General features: G+C 61.7%; 16 protein-coding genes. 9 read left to right on the top strand and 7 right to left on the bottom strand.

All coding sequences use genetic code 11. From position 1 onward, the window contains the following. Positions 1 to 144: 144 nt before the first annotated feature. Complete coding sequence (locus tag V3W40_RS26955) at positions 145 to 1,050, bottom strand: AraC family transcriptional regulator (RefSeq protein ID WP_330216007.1); 906 nt, start codon at positions 1,048 to 1,050, stop codon at positions 145 to 147. A gap of 72 nt (positions 1,051 to 1,122) precedes the next feature. After that, positions 1,123 to 2,412, bottom strand: a complete 1,290-nt coding sequence (locus tag V3W40_RS26950) for a glycosyltransferase (RefSeq protein ID WP_330216006.1) — start codon at positions 2,410 to 2,412, stop codon at positions 1,123 to 1,125. A 159-nt stretch (positions 2,413 to 2,571) separates the two neighbouring features. Between V3W40_RS26950 and tpx the strand changes: the two genes are divergently transcribed. The 7 genes from tpx (at position 2,572) to V3W40_RS26915 (ending at position 15,446) form a co-directional block, all read left to right on the top strand. Then, complete coding sequence (tpx, locus tag V3W40_RS26945) at positions 2,572 to 3,072, top strand: thiol peroxidase (protein WP_065927848.1); 501 nt, start codon at positions 2,572 to 2,574, stop codon at positions 3,070 to 3,072. A 232-nt stretch (positions 3,073 to 3,304) separates the two neighbouring features. After that, complete coding sequence (locus V3W40_RS26940) at positions 3,305 to 4,603, top strand: MdtA/MuxA family multidrug efflux RND transporter periplasmic adaptor subunit (protein WP_027606396.1); 1,299 nt, start codon at positions 3,305 to 3,307, stop codon at positions 4,601 to 4,603. After that, the gene (locus tag V3W40_RS26935) at positions 4,600 to 7,701 is read left to right on the top strand and encodes an MdtB/MuxB family multidrug efflux RND transporter permease subunit (protein WP_065927846.1); all 3,102 of its coding nucleotides are present in this window, start codon (positions 4,600 to 4,602) and stop codon (positions 7,699 to 7,701) included. The genes V3W40_RS26940 and V3W40_RS26935 overlap by 4 nt, the downstream gene beginning before the upstream one ends. Further along, positions 7,698 to 10,805 carry an efflux RND transporter permease subunit gene (locus tag V3W40_RS26930; RefSeq protein ID WP_108574322.1) on the top strand — a complete coding sequence of 1,036 codons (3,108 nt, stop codon included), beginning with the start codon at positions 7,698 to 7,700 and terminating at the stop codon, positions 10,803 to 10,805. The genes V3W40_RS26935 and V3W40_RS26930 overlap by 4 nt, the downstream gene beginning before the upstream one ends. Beyond that, the gene (locus tag V3W40_RS26925; protein WP_074846476.1) at positions 10,802 to 12,367 is read left to right on the top strand and encodes an efflux transporter outer membrane subunit; all 1,566 of its coding nucleotides are present in this window, start codon (positions 10,802 to 10,804) and stop codon (positions 12,365 to 12,367) included. Before V3W40_RS26930 ends, V3W40_RS26925 begins: the two co-directional genes overlap by 4 nt. Before the next feature lie 181 nt (positions 12,368 to 12,548). Next, a complete protein-coding gene (locus tag V3W40_RS26920; protein ID WP_065948637.1) occupies positions 12,549 to 14,645 on the top strand; it encodes a putative bifunctional diguanylate cyclase/phosphodiesterase in 2,097 nt (698 codons plus the stop codon). Between the two features lie 54 nt (positions 14,646 to 14,699). Continuing rightward, the gene (locus V3W40_RS26915; protein WP_330216005.1) at positions 14,700 to 15,446 is read left to right on the top strand and encodes an SDR family oxidoreductase; all 747 of its coding nucleotides are present in this window, start codon (positions 14,700 to 14,702) and stop codon (positions 15,444 to 15,446) included. 309 nt (positions 15,447 to 15,755) lie between these two features. On the opposite strand, the gene mapR is transcribed toward V3W40_RS26915, so the two are convergent. The 3 genes from mapR to V3W40_RS26900 all read right to left on the bottom strand — a co-directional run bounded on the left by mapR (position 15,756) and on the right by V3W40_RS26900 (position 19,075). Continuing rightward, positions 15,756 to 17,165, bottom strand: a complete 1,410-nt coding sequence (gene mapR, locus V3W40_RS26910) for a GntR family transcriptional regulator MpaR (protein ID WP_065927972.1) — start codon at positions 17,163 to 17,165, stop codon at positions 15,756 to 15,758. A 76-nt stretch (positions 17,166 to 17,241) separates the two neighbouring features. Further along, positions 17,242 to 18,651, bottom strand: a complete 1,410-nt coding sequence (gene ccoG / locus V3W40_RS26905; RefSeq protein WP_330216004.1) for a cytochrome c oxidase accessory protein CcoG — start codon at positions 18,649 to 18,651, stop codon at positions 17,242 to 17,244. Positions 18,652 to 18,835: 184 nt separating this feature from the next. Beyond that, positions 18,836 to 19,075 carry a DUF3203 family protein gene (locus V3W40_RS26900; RefSeq protein ID WP_027606388.1) on the bottom strand — a complete coding sequence of 80 codons (240 nt, stop codon included), beginning with the start codon at positions 19,073 to 19,075 and terminating at the stop codon, positions 18,836 to 18,838. 118 nt (positions 19,076 to 19,193) lie between these two features. Between V3W40_RS26900 and V3W40_RS26895 the strand changes: the two genes are divergently transcribed. Further along, positions 19,194 to 19,691, top strand: coding sequence for an MgtC/SapB family protein (locus V3W40_RS26895; RefSeq protein WP_027606387.1), 498 nt, complete (start codon positions 19,194 to 19,196; stop codon positions 19,689 to 19,691). On the opposite strand, the gene V3W40_RS26890 is transcribed toward V3W40_RS26895, so the two are convergent. Together V3W40_RS26890 and V3W40_RS26885 are read right to left on the bottom strand one after the other, a co-directional pair. Then, entirely contained in the window at positions 19,692 to 20,384 is a 693-nt protein-coding gene (locus V3W40_RS26890; RefSeq protein WP_330216003.1) for a hypothetical protein, read from the bottom strand. Between the two features lie 210 nt (positions 20,385 to 20,594). Next, positions 20,595 to 20,753: a hypothetical protein gene (locus V3W40_RS26885; RefSeq protein WP_166655319.1), complete on the bottom strand. Its 159-nt coding sequence runs from the start codon at positions 20,751 to 20,753 to the stop codon at positions 20,595 to 20,597. Between the two features lie 204 nt (positions 20,754 to 20,957). Here V3W40_RS26885 and V3W40_RS26880 point away from each other — a divergent pair, with 204 nt between their 5' ends. Next, positions 20,958 to 22,946: an alpha-1,4-glucan--maltose-1-phosphate maltosyltransferase gene (locus V3W40_RS26880; RefSeq protein WP_330216002.1), complete on the top strand. Its 1,989-nt coding sequence runs from the start codon at positions 20,958 to 20,960 to the stop codon at positions 22,944 to 22,946. Positions 22,947 to 23,030 lie beyond the last annotated feature (84 nt).

The following is a 23,030-nucleotide window of genomic DNA, read 5'->3' as shown; positions in this document are numbered from 1 at the left end:
TGCCCTTTTACCGACGTATTTATAAGCACGGCCTCTCGACAGATTCGGAGAGGTACTTCAATACGTGGCCAAGGGACTGATGGGCGTTCCTATGCAGGGCTGTGAGAAAGTTGAGTGATTGTAAGTCTTCTTTGTCTGGATTGGTCAGGCCAGGTTTTGTTCCGTCAGACGCTGAACTGCCAAACGGCGGTAGTGAGAGGGGGTCATCCCCTTGAGCTGCTGAAAGCGCCGGTTGAAGTTGGAAATATTGTTGAAACCCGACTCGAAACACACATCCGTCACGGCCTTGTCGCCATCGGCCAGAAGCTCGCAGGACTTGCTGATGCGCAGCCGATTTACAAACTCGATAAACGTGCGCCCGGTCGCCTGCTTGAACACCCGGGAAAAGTACGTCGGCTTCATCCCCAGGTGTTCCGCCACTTCCTCCAGGGGCAACTCGCGCGCGTAGTGGGCGAAAATGTAGTCCACCGCGCGGTTGGTGCGGTCGATACTATGTTCATCCGCCAGTTGCGGCGTGGTCACGCCGGACAGCAACTGGTAGTCCTCACAGCTACTCAACACTTCCAGCAGGATAAAGAAGTGCCCCAGGCGCGCCATGCCCCGGGCGTCTTCGATACGCTGCATCAGGGTCATGGCCTGGGCGATGGTTTTCTTGCAGCGAAACTCAATGCCGGACTGCGCGCGTTCCAGCATGGGCGTCAAGGTCTTGAGCTCGGCAAAAATATGGCTGCCCTGCTCGAACAGCTCATCGGTGAAGTTCACCAGCATGTCGCGCTTGGGCACCACTTCGTCTTCCTCCACCTGGCTGATCCAGTTGTGGGGCAGGTTGGGCCCCGTGAGGAACAGGCTCTCCGGATAGAAGTTGCCGATATAGTCGCCAATAAACACCTTGCCGGAACTGGCGACGATCAGGTGAAGCTCGTATTCCTTGTGGAAATGCCAGCGCACCAGCGGGCAGGGGAAACCATGCTGGCGATAGATGATGGACAGGCCGTCGTGATCGTCCATCAGCTCGTAGGAAGGGTCGGTGATTCGCGTTGCTCGGGTCATGCTGCCGTCGCTTTATTGTGGTTGCTGCTTGGGATAATGCCCCCTCGCGCACGACCTCGCCAGCGCCGCGGTTTACAGGCTACGGTTTTTCGCCTCGATCCACTGGGACATGTACTGCGTACTTTTATGCGCATGGTGGCGCAGCATGCTGCCGGTGAAGTTGCTGCGGCGATGGGCGGCGAGGTGGCTGCGGCAGTGTTGCAGGCACTCCACCAGTGCAGGCCCGTGGACAGTGCGGTCATAACGGCCGGCAATCAGTTGGCGCCCATCCTGCTGGGCCTGGGTCCAGCGTCCGCGATCCTGATAAAGCGCCACGGCCGCCGCCGCCAGGGCTTCGGCGCATTGCTCGATGGCGCCGGGCCATGGCCGCTCATCGCCCATGGCCTCCGCGCCGATGGGGGTAGTGATGTTGGGCGTGCCGCACAGCATCGCATCGGCCAGCTTGCCCTTGATACCCGCGCCAAAGCGCAGGGGCGCCAGGCAGATGCGCGCGGCGCTCATCACTTGCAGGGCATCTTCGGCCCAGTTCATCACATGAAAGCCCTGCGCCGGGTTGTGCAGGGCGGTGGCCTTGGGCGGGGTGTAGGCGCCGTAGATATGCAGCTGGGCGCCCGGCAATTGCTGGCGAATTATTGGCCAGACGCTGTTCTTCATCCACAGTACGGCGTCCCAGTTCGGCGCATGGCGGAAGTTACCGATGCTGAGGAAGTGCGCACGCTCTTCGAACGGTACGAAGGCCTCGGTTGGCGGCGTCATCATCAGCGGGCACCAGTGGAGCAGGGCGGCGGGTAGCTTGAATTGTTCGGTGAGCAGGCGGATTTCCACGTCGGAGATCATCAAGCTGATGTCGCAGCGGTAAATCGCTGCGATTTCGCGCTTGGCCAGGTCGGTGTCGGCCATCAGTTGGAACTCCTCCTCCAGGGCCGGGGCGAACAACGCGCTGAAGTCGTCGCTGCCCGGGTGGGCCTTGAGGTGCGCCTTGAGGCGCTGCTGACGGGCGTCGCGCAGGCTTTGCAGGTCGGAGGTTTCCAGCACGCGCAGGGCGTCGGGGCAACACTTCTCCACGCGCCAGCCAAACTGTTCTTCCATCATGAAACGGTCGAACAGCACGATATCCGGAGCCAACTCGCGGACAAAATCGTCAAAGCTGCTGTTATTGAGCTCGATCGCGCATTCGGCGATGCCCAGTGCCAGCAGGTCGGCCTTGTGCTCGCCCAGTGCTGCCGGGCTGCTGAAGGTAATATCCCAACCTTGTGTAAGAAAAGTTTCGAGAATCTGCATCATGTGCCCGCCCGCGGCCGAGGAACGGGGCTCCGGCCAGACATAACCAATGACCAGGACTTTGGTGGCGGGCTGATTCATTAGAAACGGTTTCCTTGGAGGGCAGGCGCAAAGCGCGCAATTAAACCACAACCGCGTGGCATGACAATTTGTGTCTGGCGGTAGGTAGCCACGGTACTTTGTGGTTAACTTCCGCCTCTCGAATTCGTTTAACCAAAACCCAGCATAAGGATTCTGTTCATGGCTCAAGTCACTCTTCGCGGTAACCCTGTCCAGGTTGAAGGCGAATTGCCGAAAGTCGGCTCTGAAGCAGCAGACTTCACCCTGACCGCCGGCGATCTGTCGGATGCAACCCTGGCTACCTTTGCCGGCAAGCGCAAAGTGCTGAATATCTTCCCAAGCGTCGACACCCCGACCTGCGCCACGTCGGTACGCAAGTTCAACGCCCAGGCCAACGAGCTGAACAACGCCGTCGTACTGTGCATCTCCACCGACCTGCCATTCGCCCAGGCGCGTTTCTGCGGCGCCGAAGGCCTGGAAAACGTGAAGAACCTGTCGGACTTCCGTGACCCTGGTTTTGCCGTCGATTACGGCGTAGCGATTACCGATGGCCCGCTCAAGGGCCTGACCGCCCGTGCGGTCGTGGTGCTGGACGAAAATAACACCGTGCTGCACAGCGAACTGGTTTCGGAAATCGGCCAGGAGCCGAACTACGAAGCGGCCCTGGCTGTTTTGAAGTAACTGTTGCGGCGCGTTACTGTCGTTTTGCAGTAACACCCGTAAGACATGATTGCGGCCTGGCCTAGTCCAGGCCGTTTTTATTTGTGGCTCAGACGTTTAGCGAAATAGCCCGCAGACTAAGCCGCAGAAGTTAAAAGTTGTAAGCCCAAGGTAAATAGCCGGTAAAGGCGCTTTTCTTAACGCGCTCCAGTGCTTATCTTTCAGCCTCCCGAAGAAGAAGCTCTCGCGCCCAATGGTTGATCACTCCATGCAATCCTCCCCCCGCAACTCCCGCCGCTGGCTGTTCGGCCTGCTCGTGCTGCTGGTTATCGCCGGCCTGTGCTGGAAATTCTGGCCAGGCGGCGCCGCCCACAAAGACGCACCGGCCGGGCATACCGGTAAAACCGGCATGGCGCGCCCGGGGTTCGGCGGGTCCACCGGCCCGGTGCCGGTGCGTGTAGCGCCAGCGGTGCTGGGGGAGTTCCCGGTGTACTACAAGGCCTTGGGCACGGTCACCGCGCTCAATACCATCAATGTGCGCAGCCGGGTGGGTGGCGAGCTGGTCAAGATCGCCTTTGAAGAAGGGCAGATGGTCAAGGCCGGCGACCTGCTGGCCGAGATCGACCCGCGCAGCTACCAGAATGCCTTGCTCCAGGCCCAGGGCACGCTGATGCAGAACCAGGCCCAGTTGAAAAACGCCCAGGTCGACGTGCAGCGTTATCGCGACCTGTACGCCCAGGACAGTATCGCCAAGCAGACCCTGGACACCGCCGAAGCGCTGGTCCTGCAATACCAGGGCACGGTCAAGACCAACCAGGGCGCGGTGGACGACGCCAAGCTCAACCTCGAGTTCACCAAGATCCGCGCGCCTATCAGTGGTCGCGTCGGCTTGCGCCAGGTCGATGTGGGCAACCTGGTGGCGGCCAACGACACCACCTTCCTTGCGGTGATCACCCAGACCCAACCGATCAGCGTGGCCTTCACCCTGCCGGAAAACACCCTGGAAACCGTGCTCGCCCGTTATCACGCCGGTAACAAGCTGCCCGTGGAAGCCTGGGACCGTGGCGACGTCAAACGGCAGGCCACCGGCGTGCTGCAAAGCCTGGACAACCAGATCGACGTCACCACTGGCACCCTGAAATTCAAGGCGCGTTTCGATAACAAGGACCAGGCGCTGTTCCCCAACCAGTTCGTCAACGTGCATCTGCTCGCCGATACCTTGCACAACGTGGTGCTGGCGCCGTCCGCCGCGATTCAGTTCGGCAACACCGGCACCTTTGTCTACAAGCTCGATGGCGACAAGAAGGTCAAGGTTCAGCCGCTGGTGGTGGGTGACACCGATGGCGACAACACTGTGATCAAGGAAGGCCTGGTTGCTGGCGACCGTGTGGTGCTGGAAGGCACCGACCGCCTCAAGGACGGCAGCGAGATCGAAGTGGTCAACGACAGCAGCGAAGTGCCGACGACGCCCACCGAACACCTGCAAGGCAAGCCGGCGGCTAAAGGGGAGACCGGCACCACCGCCGGCAAGGCGCAAAAGGTCGGTTCATGAACCTGTCGCGGCTGTTTATCCTTCGCCCGGTCGCCACCACGCTGAGCATGCTGGCGATTGTTTTGGCCGGCATTATTTCCTACCGCTTGTTGCCGGTCTCGGCGCTGCCCCAGGTGGATTACCCGACCATCCGGGTGATGACCCTGTACCCCGGCGCCAGCCCTGATGTGATGACCAGCGCGGTCACCGCGCCCCTTGAGCGCCAGTTCGGGCAGATGCCTGGCCTGACCCAGATGGCGTCCACCAGTTCCGGCGGCGCCTCGGTGCTGACCCTGCGTTTCAACCTCGATATCAATATGGATGTCGCCGAGCAACAGGTGCAGGCCGCGATCAATGCCGCCACCAACCTGCTGCCCAAGGATTTGCCGGCGCCGCCGGTGTACAACAAGGTCAACCCGGCGGATACCCCGGTGTTGACCCTGGCCATTACCTCCAAGACCATGCTGCTGCCCAAGCTCAATGACCTGGTCGACACACGCATGGCGCAGAAGATCGCGCAGATCAGCGGCGTCGGCATGGTCAGCATCGCCGGTGGCCAGCGCCAGGCCGTGCGCATCAAGGTCAACCCCGAAGCCCTGGCGGCCAACGGCTTGAACCTCTCCGATGTGCGCACCCTGATCGCCGCGTCCAACGTCAACCAGCCCAAAGGCAACTTCGACGGCCCCACGCGGGTGTCGATGCTCGATGCCAACGACCAGTTGGTGTCGCCCCAGCAATACGCCGAGCTGATCCTGGCCTACAACAATGGCGCGCCTCTGCGCCTCAAGGATGTGGCGCAGATCGTCGACGGCGCCGAAAACGAACGCCTTGCCGCCTGGGCCAATGAAAACCAGGCCGTACTCCTCAATATCCAGCGCCAACCGGGCGCCAACGTGATCGAGGTGGTCGACCGCATCAAGGCGCTGCTGCCGAGCATCACCGACAACCTGCCGGCCGGCCTCGACGTGACGGTGCTTACCGATCGCACCCAGACCATCCGCGCCTCGGTCACCGATGTGCAGCACGAATTGCTGATCGCCATTGCCCTGGTGGTGATGGTGACGTTCCTGTTCCTGCGGCGGGTCAGCGCCACGATCATCCCGTCGATTGCCGTGCCGCTGTCGCTGGTGGGCACCTTCGGGGTGATGTACCTGGCCGGGTTCTCCATCAATAACCTGACGCTGATGGCCCTGACCATTGCCACCGGTTTCGTGGTGGACGATGCCATCGTGATGCTGGAGAACATTTCCCGCTATATCGAGGAAGGCGAGACGCCGCTGGCCGCCGCGCTCAAGGGCGCCAGGCAGATCGGCTTCACCCTGATCTCCCTGACCCTGTCACTGATCGCCGTATTGATCCCGCTGCTGTTCATGGCTGATGTGGTGGGACGGCTGTTCCGCGAATTTGCCATCACCCTGGCGGTGGCGATCCTTATTTCCCTGGTGGTGTCCCTCACGCTCACGCCGATGATGTGCGCGCGTTTGCTCAAGCGCGAGCCCAAGGAAGAAGAGCAGAGCCGTTTCTACAAGGCCAGCGGCGCCTGGATCGACTGGCTGATCGAAGCCTACGGGCGCAAGTTGCAATGGGTGCTCAGGCACCAGCCGCTGACCCTGCTGGTGGCCATCGCGACCCTGGGCCTGACCGTGGTGCTGTACCTGGTGGTGCCCAAGGGCTTTTTCCCGGTGCAGGACACCGGGGTGATCCAGGGTATTTCCGAAGCGCCGCAGTCGATTTCATTCGCCGCCATGAGCCAGCGCCAGCAGGAACTGGCGCAGATCATCCTCACCGACCCGGCGGTGGAAAGCCTGTCGTCCTATATCGGCGTGGATGGCGATAACGCCACCCTCAACAGCGGCCGCTTGCTGATCAACCTCAAGCCCCACGGCCAGCGCGACTTGAGCGCGGCCCAGGTGATCACGCGCCTGCAACCGCAAATCGACAAGCTGGTGGGAATCCGCCTGTTCATGCAGCCGGTGCAGGACCTGACCATCGAAGACCGTGTCAGCCGCACCCAGTACCAGTTCAGCATGTCCTCGCCGGACGCCGACCTGCTGGCCCTGTGGAGCGGCAAGCTGGTGCACGCACTGAGCCAGATGCCGGAGCTCACAGACGTCGCCAGCGACCTGCAGGACAAGGGGCTGCAGGTGTACCTGGTGATCGACCGCGATGCGGCCTCGCGCCTGGGCGTCAGTGTGTCGACCATCACCGATGCTCTGTATGACGCGTTCGGCCAGCGGCAGATTTCCACCATCTACACCCAGGCCAGCCAGTACCGCGTGGTCTTGCAGGCCCAGTCTGGGGAAACCCTGGGCCCGGCGGCGCTGAACCAGATCCATGTGAAGACCACCGACGGCGGCCAGGTGCGCCTGTCCAGCCTCGCCCATGTGGAACAGCGCCAGGCGCAGTTGGCGATTGCGCACATCGGCCAGTTCCCGGCGGTAATGATGTCGTTCAACCTGGCCCCCGGCGTTGCCCTGGGCAAAGGCGTGGAGCTGATCAACCAGGCGCAGAAGGACATCGGCATGCCGGTGGGCGTGCAGACCCAGTTCCAGGGCGCTGCCCAGGCATTCGAAGCGTCGCTGTCGAGCACCTTGCTGCTGATCCTGGCAGCGGTGGTCACCATGTACATCGTGCTGGGCGTGCTCTACGAGAGCTATATCCACCCGATCACCATTCTCTCGACCTTGCCGTCGGCGGCAGTGGGGGCCTTGCTGGCCTTGCTGCTCAGCGGCAATGACCTGGGCATGATCGCGATCATCGGCATCATTTTGCTGATCGGTATCGTCAAGAAGAACGCGATCATGATGATCGACTTCGCCCTCGACGCCGAACGCAACCAGGGCCTGGACCCGCAGACCGCGATCTACCAGGCGGCGCTGCTGCGCTTCCGGCCGATCCTGATGACTACCCTGGCCGCCCTGTTCGGTGCAGTGCCGTTGATGCTCGCTACCGGCTCCGGTGCCGAACTGCGCCAGCCCCTGGGCCTGGTGATGGTCGGCGGCCTGCTGGTGAGCCAGGTGTTGACGCTGTTCACCACGCCGGTGATCTACCTGTATTTCGATCGCCTCGGCCGCCGCTGGCGCAAAGAGCCGCAAAGCCTGGAGCCGGTTGAGTCATGAACCTGTCCGGACCTTTCATTCGCCGGCCGGTAGCGACCCTGCTGCTGAGCCTGGCGATCATGTTGCTGGGCGGGGTCAGCTTCAACCTGCTGCCGGTGTCGCCGCTGCCACAGATCGATTTCCCGGTGATCGTGGTCTCGGCCAGCCTGCCCGGCGCCAGCCCCGAGGTGATGGCCTCCACGGTGGCCACGCCGCTGGAGCGTTCCTTCGGCGCGATTGCCGGCATCACCACCATGAGCAGTTCGTCGAGCCAGGGCTCCACCCGGGTGATCCTGGCGTTCGACTCCGACCGTGATATCAACGGCGCCGCGCGGGAAGTGCAGGCGGCGATCAACGCTTCGCGCAACCTGCTGCCCAGCGGCATGCGCAGCATGCCCACCTACAAGAAGATCAACCCGTCCCAGGCGCCGATCATGGTGCTGTCGCTGACCTCGGACGTGTTGCAGAAGGGCCAGCTGTACGACCTGGCCTCGACCATCCTCTCCCAAAGCCTGTCCCAGGTGCCGGGGGTGGGCGAAGTGCAGATCGGTGGCAGCTCCCTGCCGGCGGTGCGTATCGAGCTGGAACCCAAGGCCCTCGACCAGTACGGCGTGGCCCTGGACGACGTGCGCAACACCATCGCCAATGCCAACCAGCGTCGGCCCAAGGGCTCCCTGGAAGACAGTGAGCGCAACTGGCAGATCCAGGCCAACGACCAGCTGGAAAAGGCCAAGGACTACGAGCCGCTGCTGATTCGCTACCAGGACGGCGCCGCCCTGCGCCTCAAGGATGTGGCGAAGATCAGCGACGGCGTGGAGGACCGCTACAACAGTGGCTTCTTCAACAATGATTCGGCGGTGCTGCTGGTGATCAACCGCCAGTCCGGCGCCAACATCATCGAGACCGTCAGGCAGATCAAGGCGCAACTGCCGGCGTTGCAGGCGGTGCTGCCGTCCAGCGTCAAGCTCAGCCTGGCCATGGACCGCTCGCCGGTGATCACCGCGACCCTGCATGAAGCCGAGATGACCCTGCTGATTGCGGTGGGGCTGGTGATCCTGGTGGTGTACCTGTTCCTCGGCAACTTCCGCGCCTCGCTGATTCCAACCCTGGCGGTGCCGGTGTCGCTGGTGGGCACGTTCGCGATCATGTACCTGTACGGGTTCTCACTGAACAACTTCTCGCTGATGGCGCTGATCCTGGCCACCGGCCTGGTGGTGGACGATGCCATTGTGGTGCTGGAGAACATTTCCCGGCATATCGACGCGGGCGTGCCACCGATGAAGGCCGCCTACCTGGGTGCCGAGGAAGTCGGGTTTACCTTGCTGTCGATGAACGTATCGCTGGTGGCGGTGTTCCTCTCGATCCTGTTCATGGGCGGGATCGTCACCAACTTGTTCCGCGAGTTTTCCATCACCTTGTCGGCGGCGATCATCGTGTCGCTGATCGTGTCGCTGACGTTGACGCCGATGCTCTGCGCCCGTTGGCTCAAGCCCCACGTGAAAGGGCAGATGACCGGCCTGCAGCGCTGGAGCCAGAAGATCAACGACCGCATGGTGGCCGGCTACGCCACCAGCCTGGACTGGGTGCTGCGCCATCGCCGCCTGACCTTGCTCAGCCTGCTGCTGACCATTGGCGTGAACGTGGCGCTGTACGTGGTGGTCCCGAAGACCTTTATGCCGCAACAGGACACCGGCCAATTGATCGGCTTTGTGCGCGGGGACGACGGCCTGTCGTTCAGCGTCATGCAGCCGAAGATGGAAATCTTCCGCAAGGCGGTGCTCAACGACCCAGCGGTGCTCAGCGTGGCCGGCTTTATCGGCGGCAACAACGGTACCAATAACGCGGTGATGCTGGTCCGCCTCAAGCCCATCAGCGAACGCAAGGTGTCCGCCCAGGCGGTGATCGAGCGCCTGCGCAAGGATGTACCGCTGGTGCCTGGCGGGCGCCTGTTCCTGATGGCCGACCAGGACCTGCAATTCGGCGGCAGCCGTGATCAGACCAGCGCGCAGTATTCCTACATCCTGCAAAGCGGCGACCTGGCCGCGCTGCGCCTGTGGTACCCGAAAGTGGTTGCGGCGCTGCGTGAGCTGCCGGAACTGACCGCAATCGACGCCCGCGAAGGCCGGGGCGCGGCCCAAGTCACGCTGATTGTCGACCGTGACCAGGCCAAGCGCCTGGGCATCGACATGGACATGGTCACCGCGGTGCTCAACAACGCCTACAGCCAGCGGCAGATTTCCACCATCTACGACAGCCTCAACCAGTACCAGGTGGTGATGGAGGTCAACCCCAAATACGCCCAGGACCCGATCACCCTCAACCAGATGCAGGTGATCACCTCCAGCGGCGCGCGGGTGCCGTTGTCGACCATTGCCCATTACGAGAACAGCCTGGCGGACGACCGCGTCAGCCACGAAGGCCAGTTCGCCTCGGAAAACATCGCCTTCGACATGGCCCCCGGGGTCACGGTGGAGCAGGGCACGGCGGCCATCGAGCGGGCGATTGCCAAGGTCGGCCTGCCGGAAGATGTGATCGCCAAGATGGCCGGCACTGCCGATGCCTTTGCGGCCACGCAGAAGGGCCAGCCGTTCATGATCCTCGGCGCGCTGGTGGCGGTGTACCTGGTGCTGGGCATTCTGTATGAGAGCTACATTCATCCGCTGACGATCCTCTCGACCCTGCCGTCGGCCGGCGTCGGCGCGATGCTTGCCATCTACCTGACGGGAGGGGAGTTCAGCCTGATTTCCCTGCTCGGCCTGTTCCTGTTGATCGGGGTGGTGAAGAAGAACGCGATCCTGATGATCGACCTGGCGTTGCAGCTGGAACGCAACGATGGGCTAGGCCCGCTGGAATCGATTCGCAGCGCCTGCCTGTTGCGTCTGCGGCCGATCCTGATGACCACCCTGGCGGCCATCCTCGGCGCCTTGCCGTTGCTGCTGGGCACCGGCGATGGCGCGGAAATGCGCCATCCCCTGGGCCTGACCATCATTGGCGGCCTGATTTTCAGCCAGGTCCTGACCCTCTACACCACCCCGGTGGTTTACCTCTATCTCGACCGCGCGCGCCACCGTTTCAATGCCTGGCGCGGCGTGCGTACCGATGCTGCCCTGGACACTGCGCTATGACCGATTCAACCAACGCCAATGCACTGCGGGCTTCCGACACGGCACTCATCCCTGTAGGAGCGAGCTTGCTCGCGAAAAAACGGCAGGCACCGCGTTCATTCAGGCTCGGCGCGTTATCGTTAACGACCTTCGCGAGCAAGCTCGCTCCTACAGTAGGGTTGGCGTTGTTGCTCAGCGCCTGTGCCGTCGGCCCGGATTACAAACGCCCGGAAGTCACTGAACCCGCGCAGTTCAAGGAAGCCCAGGGCTGGCGCCAGGCCGCGCCGAGTGATTCCCTGGCCCGTGGCGCCTGGTGGGAGCTGTATGGCGACCGCCAACTCAACGACCTGGTGCTGCGCCTGAATAATTCCAACCAGACCGTGGCCCAGGCCGAAGCGCGTTTTCGCCAGGCCCAGGCCCTGGTGCGCAGTTCACGCGGGGCGTTTTACCCCAGCGTCGACCTGAGCGCGGGCAAAACCCGCGCCAGCCAGGGCACCGGCAGCAGCAGCGCCAGCCTCAGCAGTTCCAGCAGCGGGATCCGTGACACCCTCAATGCGCAGCTCGGCGTGAGCTGGGAAGCCGATATCTGGGGCAAGTTGCGCCGTGGCCTGGAGGCCAACGAGGCCAGTGCCGAAGCCAGCTCGGCGGATCTGGCCGCGATGCGCCTGAGCCAACAGTCGGAACTGGTGCAAAGCTACCTGCAACTGCGGGTCATGGACGAGCAGACCCGCCTGCTGCAAGCCACGCTGGACACCTACCAGCGCTCCCTGCAAATGACCGAAAACCAATACCGCGCCGGGGTTTCCGGCAAGGACGCGGTGGCCCAGGCGCAAACCCAGCTCAAGACCACCCAGGCCAGCCTGATCGACCTGATCTGGCAACGTGCCCAACTGGAAAACGCCATCGCCGTGTTGATCGGCGAGGCACCGGCCAGCTTTAGCCTGGCGGTGAGCAAGGACATCCCGGCCCTGCCGCAGATTCCGGTCAGCCTGCCGTCGCAATTGCTTGAACGGCGCCCGGACATCGCCTCGGCCGAACGCTCGGTGATCGCCGCCAACGCCAATATCGGCGTGGCCAAGGCCGCCTATTACCCGGACCTGACGCTGAGCCTGGCCGGCGGCTATTCCAGCAGCACCTATGCCGACTGGATCAGCCTGCCGAACCGCTTCTGGTCGGTAGGGCCGAAACTGGCCATGACCCTGTTCGACGGCGGCCAACGCTCGGCGGAAGTCGACCGCACCGTGGCGTCCTACGACGAAACCGTGGCCAAGTACCGCCAGACCGTGCTCGACGGCTTCCGTGAAGTGGAAAACTACATGGTCCAGCTCAAGGTGCTGGAAGACGAGGCGGTGGTCAGCAACGAAGCCCTCGAGGCCGCCCGAGAATCGCTGCGCTTGACCCAGAACCAGTACAAGGCCGGGCTGATTGCCTATCTGGATGTGGTGACGGTCCAGGCCACGGCGCTGAGCAACGAGCGCACCGTGTTGACCCTGTTGCAGAGCCGCCTGGTGGCCAGCGTGCAACTGATCGCCGCGCTGGGCGGTGGTTGGGATGGGCAGACGCCGATTGCCGAGAAGGATTGATCGATCGTTCTCACGTGCGTGGGAACGCAGTGTGTGGGTAATTTCAATCAGTAGATTGGCGTCAAACTGCCACTAATGGCCCTCTGATAATTAATCAACTGTTCAAGAATTATTCTCGCTACAATCGCCCGCTTTGCCACTTGGTACGGGCGTTTCGGGTCCGTTGCCCACGAGAAGTCCCATGCTTATCGGTAGCTATTCCCCCTCGCTGGTCGCGATCTCGCTGTTTGTCGCGATCCTCGCTTCCTACACCGCCCTGGACCTCACCGGCCGCATCGCGACCGCCAAGGGGCGCGCTGTGTATTTATGGATAGCCGGCGGGGCCATGGCGATGGGGGTAGGCGTCTGGTCCATGCACTTTATCGGCATGCTGGCGTTGCGCCTGCCGTTTGCCTTGGGCTTCGACATCGGTATCACCGCGCTGTCGTTGTTGATCGCGGTATTGTCCTGCGGCTTTGCATTATGGCTGGTCAGCCAAGCGCGTTTGCCTGCCTGGCAACTGGCGTTTGGCGCGCTGGTCATGGGCAGCGGTATTGCCAGCATGCACTACACCGGCATGGCCGCGATGCGCATGACGCCGGGCATCGACTATGACCCCACGCTATTTGGCCTGTCGTTGCTGATCGCGGTGGTGGCGTCCGGAGCCGCACTGTTGATTGCGTTCAACCTGCGCCGCAACACGCCTTACGTACGCCTGGCCCGTGGTGGTGCGGCGGTGGTGATGGGCTTTGCAATCGTCGGCATGCATTACACCGGCATGGCGGCCGCACGCTTTGCCGATGAAAGTTACTGCGCCGCCGTGCTGGATGGCTTGAGCGGCAAGGGCCTGGATAACCTGGTGTTGGTGACGACCCTGGCGGTACTGGCCATCGCGTTGCTGACGTCGTTGCTCGACGCGCGCCTGGAAGCCCGTACTGCGGTGCTCGCCGACTCGTTGACCCAAGCCAACCAGGAACTGACCCACCTGGCCCTGCACGATATGCTCACCGGCCTGCCCAATCGCACCTTGCTGGCCGATCGTATTCAACAGGCCATCGAGGCGGTAAAGGAGCAGGGCGGTTGCTTTGCCCTGATGTTCATCGACCTGGATGGCTTCAAGCCGGTCAACGATGCCTTTGGCCATCACATGGGCGACCAGTTGTTGCGCGAAGTCGGCCTGCGCCTGCGCGAAGACCTGCGCAGTCACGACACCCTGGCGCGCATCGGCGGCGATGAGTTTGTATTGCTGGTGCAGTTGACCCAGCCCGACGATGCCCTCGGCCTTGCCGAACGCCAGGTGGTGCTGATCAACCGCGCGTTCCAGGTGGCCGAGCATGAGCTGAAGATTTCCGCCAGCGTCGGCATCGCCATGTTCCCGGGCAATGGCAACACCCCCCAGGAACTGCTGATGAACGCCGACGCCGCCATGTACCATGCCAAGGGCATGGGCAAGAACGGCTACAGCTTCTTTGATGTGTCGATGAACACCAATGCGCGCAAGCAATTGCAGCTGCTGCAAGACCTGCGCAATGCCCTTGAGCACGAGCAGTTCCGGCTGTATTACCAGCCCAAGTTTGATGCGATCAGTGGGATCCCGGTGGGCGCCGAAGCGCTGGTGCGCTGGGAGCATCCGCAACAAGGCTTGTTGTTGCCGGCGACCTTTATCGAACTGGCGGAAAAAACCGGCCTGATCATCCCCATCGGCGAATGGGTGCTAAATGAAGCCTGTCGCCAAATGAGCCTGTGGTACGCCCAGGGTTATGAGCACTGGCGCATCGCGGTGAACTTGTCGGCGTTGCAGTTTTGCCACGCCGGGCTGGTCAACAGCGTGGCCGGCGCCCTGGCGCGGCACCGGTTGCCGGCCAACAGCCTGACCCTGGAAATCACCGAGACCACGGCGATGAGCGATGCCGATGCGAGCATGACGGTGTTGCAGCAGCTGTCGGACATGGGCGTGGACCTGTCCATCGACGATTTCGGCACGGGCTACTCCAGCCTGATGTACCTCAAGCGCCTGCCCGCCAACGAGTTGAAGATCGACCGTGGTTTTGTGCGTGACCTGGAGCATGACAGCGACGACGCCGCCATCGTGTCTGCCATTGTTGCCTTAGGCCAGGCGCTGGGGCTGCGAATCGTCGCCGAAGGCGTGGAAACCGATGTGCAGCAGAGTTTTCTCACGCGGTTGGGGTGTAACTCCCTGCAAGGCTACCTGCTCGGCCACCCGTTGCCGGCGGACGGTTTCATGGCCCATATCCAGCGCGGCGAAGATGCAGCGGCGCCTGACAAAAGCCGTGCGTGACGGTTAGTATCGGATCCAACCCTAAACACCAGGTTGGATCAGGAGACCGCACGCATGGACAAAGTCCTCATCATCACCGGGGGGAGCCGTGGTATCGGCGCCGAGACGGCATTGCTGGCTGCCCGCGAGGGCTATCGCATCTGCATCAACTATCACTCCGATGAAAAAGCCGCCCACAGCGTGCTCGAGCAGGTTCGCGACCTCGGTGCCCAGGCGATTGCGGTGCGCGCGGATGTCAGTATCGAAGATGAAGTGATTGCGCTGTTCCATCGCGTGGACGCCGAACTGGGCCGGGTCACCGCGCTGGTGAACAATGCCGGCACCGTGGGGCACAAGTCGCGGGTGGATGAGATGTCCGAGTTCCGCATCCTGAACATTCTCAAGACCAATGTGCTCGGTCCGATCCTGTGTGCCAAGCACGCGGTGCTGCGGATGTCGCCCAAGCATGGCGGGCAGGGCGGCAGTATCGTCAATGTGTCATCGGTGGCTGCACGCCTGGGTTCGCCGGGTGAGTACGTCGACTACGCCGCATCCAAGGGCGCACTCGACACCTTCACCCTCGGCCTGTCGAAAGAAGTGGCGGGCGAGGGCATCCGCGTCAACGCGGTGCGCCCCGGCTACATCTTCACCGACTTCCACGCCCTGAGCGGCGACCCGGACCGGGTCAGCAAGCTCGAGTCCGGTATTCCCATGGCCCGTGGCGGGCGGCCGGATGAAGTGGCGGAAGCGATTATCTGGCTGCTGTCGGACAAGGCTTCGTATGCCACGGGGACTTTTCTGGATTTGGGTGGCGGTCGCTAGTGATGCAGTGCCTGCACCGGCGCCATCGGGGCATAGGTATCTACACAACTCTTAAAGGCTGACACATAACTCTGTGGTGAGCGGGCTTGCCCCGCGCTGGGCTGCGAAGCAGCCCCAAAACCTTCACCTCGATTGATTCTGGCACTCTGCGTTGACCTTATTGGGGCCGCTTCGCAACCCAGCGCGGGGCAAGCCCGCTCACCACAGAAGCCTAATTGCCATAGATTCCGTATTCACTGGAAGTTGTGTAGATACCCATGGCCATCGGGGGCTTGCCCCCGATGGCGTCAGAAAGCGCAACGCCATCCCTCAAAACGACCGCACAATCCGCCCCAACGTCTCCATCGCCTTCTCCGAGACCTCGGTCCACGGGCTGCCGTAGTTCAGGCGAATACAGTTGCGAAAGCGCTGGGTCGCAGAAAAGATCGGCCCCGGCGCAATGCTGATGCCTTGCGCCAGCGCCATCTGGAACAACTTCAACGAATCGGTCTGCTCCGGCAATTCCAGCCACAGGAAATACCCGCCGGCCGGCTGGCTCACCCGTGTCTGCGCCGGGAAGTAGCGGGCGATAGCCGCCAGCATGGCGCTTTGCTGTTCTTCCAGGGCATAGCGCAGTTTACGTAAGTGGCGGTCATAGCCGCCGTGTTGCAGGTAGTCGGCAATCGCCGCTTGCGCCGGCATCGAAGGGCACAGCGAGGTCATCAGCTTCAAGCGCTCGACCTTCTGCGCATAGCGCCCGGCCGCCACCCAGCCGACGCGATAGCCCGGCGCCAGACTCTTGGCGAAGGAGCCGCAGTGCATCACCAGGCCTTCGTTGTCGAAGGCCTTGGCCGGCTTGGGTGCCTGCTGCCCGTAGTACAGCTCGGCGTACACGTCGTCCTCGATCAACGGCACTTGGTGGCTACGCAGCAGTTCCACCAGCGCCTGCTTCTTTGCTTCCGGCAATGTGGCGCCCATGGGATTCTGGAAACTGGTCATGGTCCAGCAGGCCTTGATCGGGTAGCGCTCCAGGGTTTGCGCCAGGGCGTTGAGGTCGATGCCGTCGCGCGGGTGCACGGGGATTTCCACCGCCTTGAGCTTCAGGCGTTCCAGCACTTGCAGGCAGGCGTAGAACGCCGGGGCCTCGATGGCCACCAGGTCGCCCGGTTCGGTGACCGCTTGCAGGCACAGGTTCAACGCTTCCAGGGCGCCGTTGGTGATCAGCAGCTCCTCCATGGGCAGCATCAGGCCGCCGACCATATAGCGCAGGGCAATCTGCCGACGCAGTTGCGGGTTGCCCGGCGACATGTCGGTGACCACCAGACGCGGGTCCATCTCGCGGCTGGCGCTGGCCAGGGAGCGGGCCAGGCGCGGCAGCGGGAACAGCATGGGGCTGGGGAAGGCCGAGCCGAAGGGCACGGTGTTGGGGTCTTTGATCGAATCGAGTACCGAGAACACCAGTTCGCTGACATCGACTTCGGTGGACTCATGCACCTGCTCGCTCACCACCGGTTCGGAGAACGGGCTGGGTGCATGGGTGTTGACGAAATAGCCGGAGCGCGGCCGTGCCCGGATCAGCCCGCGACGCTCCAACAGGTAGTAGGCCTGGAACACCGTGGACGGGCTGACGCCATAGGTCTGGCTGGCATAGCGTACCGACGGCACACGCTGGCCGGGGCCGAGCACGCCGGAGCGGATCAGTTCTGCGATGTCATCGGCGAATTTTTCGTAGCGTTTCATGTTGGCCTTAAACAAATAGGTAATATGAGTGCAGCCCCTCTCACATTTGATCTGCATCATTTTCGATAGCGAGGTCTCAGCGGTTGAGCGGTGCCACAAAGCGACTGTCGGCGGCGCTGTAGATCCACGGCTCGTCCACATCCGAAACCTTGAAGCGCACTGTCTGCGAACTGCTCGCCGGCTTGTCGGCCAGCAATGCCACCGAAACCGGCACATCGACGATTTCCCCCGGTGCCAGGCTGATCTCGGTCTTGCCTTGCAGTTGGAAACCCTCTGCATCCAGCAGCTCCACCCGGTATTCCTGGCGCTGCTGTGTCTTGTTGATGACCTTGAGGCTGTAGATGTTTTCGATCTGGCCCTGGGCGTTCTCGCGGAACATGCCACGGTCCTTGGTCACGTCCAGCGACACCATTGGCCGCTCCACCAATGCCACCACCAACGCCGCAATCATCACCAGCAGCACCGCACTGTAGCCGATCAGGCGCGGCCTGAGCAGGTGGGTCTTGCCGCCTTGCAGTTGATGCTCGGAGGTGTAGCTCACCAATCCCCGCGCATAGCCCATCTTGTCCATGATCGAATCGCAGGCGTCGATGCACGCCGCGCAGCCGATGCACTCCATTTGCAGGCCGTCGCGGATGTCGATGCCGGTGGGGCAGACCTGCACGCACAGCTGGCAGTCAATACAGTCGCCGAGGCCGACAGCGGCTGGCGTGACCTCGCGTTTACGCGGGCCGCGATGCTCGCCACGGGCGCTATCGTAGGAAATGGTCAGGGTGTCTTTATCGAACATCACGCTCTGGAACCGCGCATACGGACACATGTGCATGCACACCGCTTCACGCAGCCAGCCGGCGTTGATGTAGGTGGCGGCGGTAAAAAACAGCACCCAGAACAGACTCACGCCGCCCATTTGCCAGGTCAGCAGTTCGGCGGCCATGGGGCGGATCGGCGTGAAGTAGCCGACAAAGGTCAGCCCGGTGAGCACGCTGATGCCCAGCCACAACGTGTGTTTGGCCGAGCGTCGCGCGAGTTTGTTCAGGCTCCAGGGCGCCGCTTGCAGCTTGATACGCTGGTTGCGCTCGCCCTCGGTGACCTTTTCGCACCACATGAACAGCCAGGTAAACGAGCTTTGCGGACAGGTGTAGCCACACCACACGCGGCCGGCGAACACCGTAATCGCAAACAGGCCGAAGGCACAGATGATCAGCAAAGCGGATAACAGGATGAAATCCTGGGGCCAGAAGGTGGCGCCGAAAATATGGAATTTGCTTTCCGCCAAATCCCACAGCACGGCTTGCCGCCCACCCCAGTTCAGCCACACCGTGCCGAAGAACGCCAGGAACAGAAAGCCCGCGCCGGCCACGCGCAAGGTGCGGAACAGGCCGGTGAAACTGCGGGTATGGATCAGGTTGTCGCTGGATTTGGCCTTCACCTTCTTTGGGTGTATCGGCTCAAAGGTTTCCACGGTTGGGATTCGTTCGCTCATGGTCGTTCGCTCATCAGCCTCCATCAGGCCGATGAACTATGCGCGCCGGTCTGTTTGCGTAACAGACTCAGGTATGGCGATAAAAAGCGGATCAGATGGGCTTTGGCCAGGGGCCTGCGTCAATGTGCTGCACCCCATGGCGCTTGAGGTGCAGCCAGCTCTGGCGCGTGCTGATACAGATCAATTAAATCAGCGAACCAGGTTCTTCAGCCTTTACATGCTGGCGCCCATCATGGGCACCTGCCACCGTCAGGGCGTCGGCCTCGGCTTCGGTGATATAGATCCGCTCGGCCGCCAGTTCCACATACGACATGGATTTGTCGGTGTCGGTAACGATATGGACGCGGGTCGCCGGCACACTCTGTTCCTGGCCATTGTCATCGAGCATGAAGTAGCACAGTTGGTTTTCGATACGCAGGGGCATGCCGGTCTCCTTTTTCATGGGGTATGAAGGTTAGGGGGCAGCGATGTGTGTGGGTTCAAGGCAACTGACTGGCGGTCGCCGCTGTCCATCCTTTATTCATAAATAAAGGACAGCATCCATGGACGCCTGGTGGCACGAAGTGTGGCAAACCCTGCAGGCCGAATTCGCCGACCTTGGCGACGCGAAACAGCTCACTCAAATCACTGTTCGCCTGCTGATCGCAGCGCTGTTGGGCGGCATCCTCGGGTTTGAGCGCGAGCACAAGGGCAAGGCTGCCGGTGTGCGCACCCATATGCTGGTGGCAATGGGCGCCGCATTGTTTGTGCTGGTACCGCAGATGTCTGGCAACCAGGCGGATGCCATGAGTCGTGTGGTGCAGGGGGTGATCGCGGGGATTGGTTTCCTCGGCGCAGGCACGATCCTCAAGGGCAAGGAAGACGAAGAGGGCCAGCACGTCAAAGGCCTGACCACCGCTGCCGGGTTATGGATGACCGCCGCCATTGGGGTGGCGGCGGGAATGGGCCGCGAGTCGACGGCGGTGTTGAGTACGCTGTTGGCATTGGCGGTGTTCAGTGTGATGCCCAGGATTGTCAAATCATTGGAAAAGGAGCCCTGATTAAAAGGAAATCTTCGCTACTTGAGTGGACGAATTACCCGCGTTGGGATTGGCGGTGTCAGGTCCCCGGGAGGCGTGACCAATGCCTGAGGGCGAACGTAGGGCGTCGAGGTTATTCTTCGTCAACAAGCCGCCGAGATCAGAGAAGGATTTGGCTGTTGAGTCAATGTTGGAAAACTTTTGCTGGAGGTTGTCCAGGGCGATGTCGTTTGCGAGGAGGGTGTTCAGCACACCATCGCTTCCATCGGCATCAATTAATCTTGTCAAATTATTCAGGGCCTGCAGTTCCAATAGATTTATCTGGTGCTTTGTTACCGCGTTCTTGGCCGAGCTCAGGCTTGGGGCAAGTTGGTCTTTGCCGAGTTTATGCCCGATGGTTTCAAGGACTTGTGCGTCAGCTTGAGCGTTAGGGCCCTGCAACATTGAGCGGAGATTGGCTGGGCTCAATGTCGAACGGGTCAGATCAATAATTTCACGGGATTCCTTAGAGTGGGGGTTGCGCATGATCCGATTGAGGTTGGTGGGGGTCAGTAAGGCGTTAACGTCGTTCAGGCTGCTGTGCGCCTGTGTTGCGTCCAGTGAGGGTGCCAGGGGGGTGGATGCACTTGCCGGGTAAGACGACGCTTGTGGGGCGCGGTCTGGTTGAGGAAGTTGAGAAAGAGGCGAAGTGTGCTGGGGGGAGATGATTGACATAAGTATCCTCGCGATCAGATGAATTGTGGTAACGCTACGTCCCTGGATATCGGACGAAGCGTTTACGCGAGGTGAGTATAAAAACCAATGGAGTAACGTTCTTTCAGCCGTAGTTTCCAGGTTGTGCAGGAAGCTTCTGTTTTGTTTGTGGTCCGCTCGCGGGGGGGACAGCTATTTTTGTCGAGCGAACCTCAAGCCTCATCGAGTCTTTCAGACAATTACCGGTGGCATGGTCGTCGGCGGTTCTTCCACGGGGGGCGGTTCATTTTCAGGCGGTTCCTTCTCGGGAATGGGTTGCGGTTCTGTAGGCGGCAAGGTCGGGTTGTCGATATTCGGGTCCGGGGTTTCTGCCGGGATCGGGATATTCATCGGTGTGGCCTCCTTTGTGCTTTGCTCCAGTGGTGGACATCCACCGGGGCCAATTGATTCCCCGCCCAATGGCGGAACATCCAGCTGAACTTTTAACCTTGGCCCAGGCTCGGACCTATAGCGGCCCTGCTCAGGGAGAGCGCTGCCGTATCGGAATTCGGATCAAGCAAAGAGCGTCCACAGGGCGTAAGGGGAAGATGCTCGATGACTGCTGAAACACTGGCTCCAGAAGACTCCATATTGCCGCTGTCCCAGGCGCTGTTGCTGCCCAGGATCGCGATCGAAAGCACTTCACCCGTGATCGACGGCGGCGAATTTGCCGTGAAGGCCGTGGTGGGCCAGCGGGTCAATGTCACCAGCAAGGTATTCGCCGATGGCCACGACAAGCTGGCCGTATTGATCCGTTGGCGCCCGCTGCATGACGAAAGCTGGCACAGCGTGGTCATGAACGACGTGGGCAACAATGGCTGGGAAGGGGCGTTTACCGTCACCGTCCAGGGCCCTCACGAATACTGCATCGAAGCCTGGATCGATACCTTCGCCAGCTTCTGCTACGAATTGCGCAAGAAGCATGAAGCCGGCGTGCCGGTCAGCCTGGAATTGCAGGAAGGCCGCAGCCTGGTGCTGCAGGCCGCCGAACGCAGCGACAACGAACTGCGCGACCGCCTGATGCTGTTGCACCACGAACTCTCCGGTTTGCTGGAAACCGAGCAGGTCGCGCTGTTTTTGCACGAAGACAGTGCACACCTGATGACCCAGGCCGACCACCGCGCTTACTTGAGCATCAGCACCGTCTACCCGATTGATGTGGAGCGCGAGGCGGCGCAGTTTGCCAGTTGGTACGAGCTGTTTCCCCGTTCGATCACCGACGATCCGGCCCGCCACGGTACGTTCAACGACGTGCACTCGCGCCTGTCGATGATCCATGACATGGGGTTCGACGTGCTGTACTTCCCGCCGATCCACCCGATCGGGCGCAGCCACCGCAAAGGCAAGAACAATTCCCTGACCGCAGGCCCCGATGATCCGGGCAGCCCCTATGCCATCGGCAGCGAGGAGGGCGGCCATGAGGCCATCCACCCGCAGTTGGGCAGCCGTGATGACTTCCGGCGCCTGGTCAAGGCCGCCGCCGAGCATGGCCTGGAAATCGCCCTGGATTTCGCCATCCAGTGCTCCCAGGACCACCCGTGGCTCAAAGAACACCCAGGCTGGTTCAACTGGCGCCCGGACGGCACGATCAAATATGCCGAGAACCCGCCAAAGAAGTACCAGGACATCGTCAACGTCGACTTCTATGCCGCGGATGCGATCCCAGGCCTGTGGACCGAGCTGCGTGACATCGTGGTGGGCTGGGTGGAAGAGGGCGTGAAGACCTTTCGCGTCGACAACCCCCACACCAAGCCGCTGCCCTTTTGGCAGTGGCTGATCGCCGATGTACGGGCAAAGTATCCCGAGGTGATCTTCCTCGCCGAGGCGTTCACCACCCCGGCGATGATGGCACGCCTGGGCAAGGTCGGTTACTCCCAGAGCTATACCTACTTCACCTGGCGCAATACCAAGGCCGAACTGGCCGAATACCTGGCGCAATTGAACGAGTCGCCGTGGCGCGAATGCTACCGGCCGAACTTCTTCGTCAACACGCCGGATATCAACCCAGGCTTCCTGCATGAGTCCGGGCGTCCAGGTTTCTTGATCCGCGCCGCGCTGGCCACCATGGGTTCGGGCCTGTGGGGCATGTATTCGGGTTTTGAGCTGTGTGAAGCGGCACCGGTGCCGGGCAAAGAGGAATACCTGGACTCGGAGAAATACGAGATTCGCCCTCGGGACTTCACCGCACCCGGCAATATCATCGCCGAGATCGCCCAGCTCAACCGCATCCGCCGCCAAAACCCGGCCTTGCAGACCCACCTGGGCCTGAAGCTCTACAACGCCTGGAACGACAATATCCTGTACTTCGGCAAGCGCAGCGAGGACGGCAGCAACTTCATCCTCGTAGCGGTCAACCTCGATCCGTTCAATGTCCAGGAGGCCCACTTCGAGTTGCCGTTGTGGGAATTGGGCCTGCCGGACGATGCGCACACCCAGGGTGAAGACCTGATGAACGGCCACCGCTGGACCTGGTATGGCAAGACCCAGTGGACGCGGCTGGAGCCGCAGATGCCGTTCGGGATCTGGCGCATCAGCACCTCCTGAGCCTGGTGAAGAGCAACATGTGGGAGGGGGCAAGCCCCCTCCCACATTGACCCGGTTCAGTCTGCACGATTTTTCGAGTATTTC

The sequence above is a fragment of the Pseudomonas sp. AM8 genome (assembly GCF_036346475.1).
GTDB lineage: Bacteria > Pseudomonadota > Gammaproteobacteria > Pseudomonadales > Pseudomonadaceae > Aquipseudomonas > Aquipseudomonas marginalis.
The sequence above is the reverse complement of the archived record's forward strand: the minus strand, read 5'-3'. Positions and strand labels throughout refer to the sequence as shown.

Bases quoted from the DNA above. Each gene is read 5' to 3' on its own strand.
- V3W40_RS26885 (WP_166655319.1), bottom strand. From the start codon at position 20,753: ATGAATATCCCGATCCCGGCAGAAACCCCGGACCCGAATATCGACAAC.
- V3W40_RS26930 (WP_108574322.1), top strand. From the start codon at position 7,698: ATGAACCTGTCCGGACCTTTCATTCGCCGGCCGGTAGCGACCCTGCTG.
- V3W40_RS26900 (WP_027606388.1), bottom strand. From the start codon at position 19,075: ATGCCCCTGCGTATCGAAAACCAACTGTGCTACTTCATGCTCGATGAC.
- V3W40_RS26950 (WP_330216006.1), bottom strand. From the start codon at position 2,412: ATGAATCAGCCCGCCACCAAAGTCCTGGTCATTGGTTATGTCTGGCCG.
- V3W40_RS26955 (WP_330216007.1), bottom strand. From the start codon at position 1,050: ATGACCCGAGCAACGCGAATCACCGACCCTTCCTACGAGCTGATGGAC.
- ccoG (WP_330216004.1), bottom strand. From the start codon at position 18,651: ATGAGCGAACGAATCCCAACCGTGGAAACCTTTGAGCCGATACACCCA.
- V3W40_RS26920 (WP_065948637.1), top strand. From the start codon at position 12,549: ATGCTTATCGGTAGCTATTCCCCCTCGCTGGTCGCGATCTCGCTGTTT.
- V3W40_RS26895 (WP_027606387.1), top strand. From the start codon at position 19,194: ATGGACGCCTGGTGGCACGAAGTGTGGCAAACCCTGCAGGCCGAATTC.
- tpx (WP_065927848.1), top strand. From the start codon at position 2,572: ATGGCTCAAGTCACTCTTCGCGGTAACCCTGTCCAGGTTGAAGGCGAA.
- V3W40_RS26935 (WP_065927846.1), top strand. From the start codon at position 4,600: ATGAACCTGTCGCGGCTGTTTATCCTTCGCCCGGTCGCCACCACGCTG.
- mapR (WP_065927972.1), bottom strand. From the start codon at position 17,165: ATGAAACGCTACGAAAAATTCGCCGATGACATCGCAGAACTGATCCGC.
- V3W40_RS26890 (WP_330216003.1), bottom strand. From the start codon at position 20,384: ATGTCAATCATCTCCCCCCAGCACACTTCGCCTCTTTCTCAACTTCCT.
- V3W40_RS26940 (WP_027606396.1), top strand. From the start codon at position 3,305: ATGGTTGATCACTCCATGCAATCCTCCCCCCGCAACTCCCGCCGCTGG.
- V3W40_RS26880 (WP_330216002.1), top strand. From the start codon at position 20,958: ATGACTGCTGAAACACTGGCTCCAGAAGACTCCATATTGCCGCTGTCC.
- V3W40_RS26925 (WP_074846476.1), top strand. From the start codon at position 10,802: ATGACCGATTCAACCAACGCCAATGCACTGCGGGCTTCCGACACGGCA.
- V3W40_RS26915 (WP_330216005.1), top strand. From the start codon at position 14,700: ATGGACAAAGTCCTCATCATCACCGGGGGGAGCCGTGGTATCGGCGCC.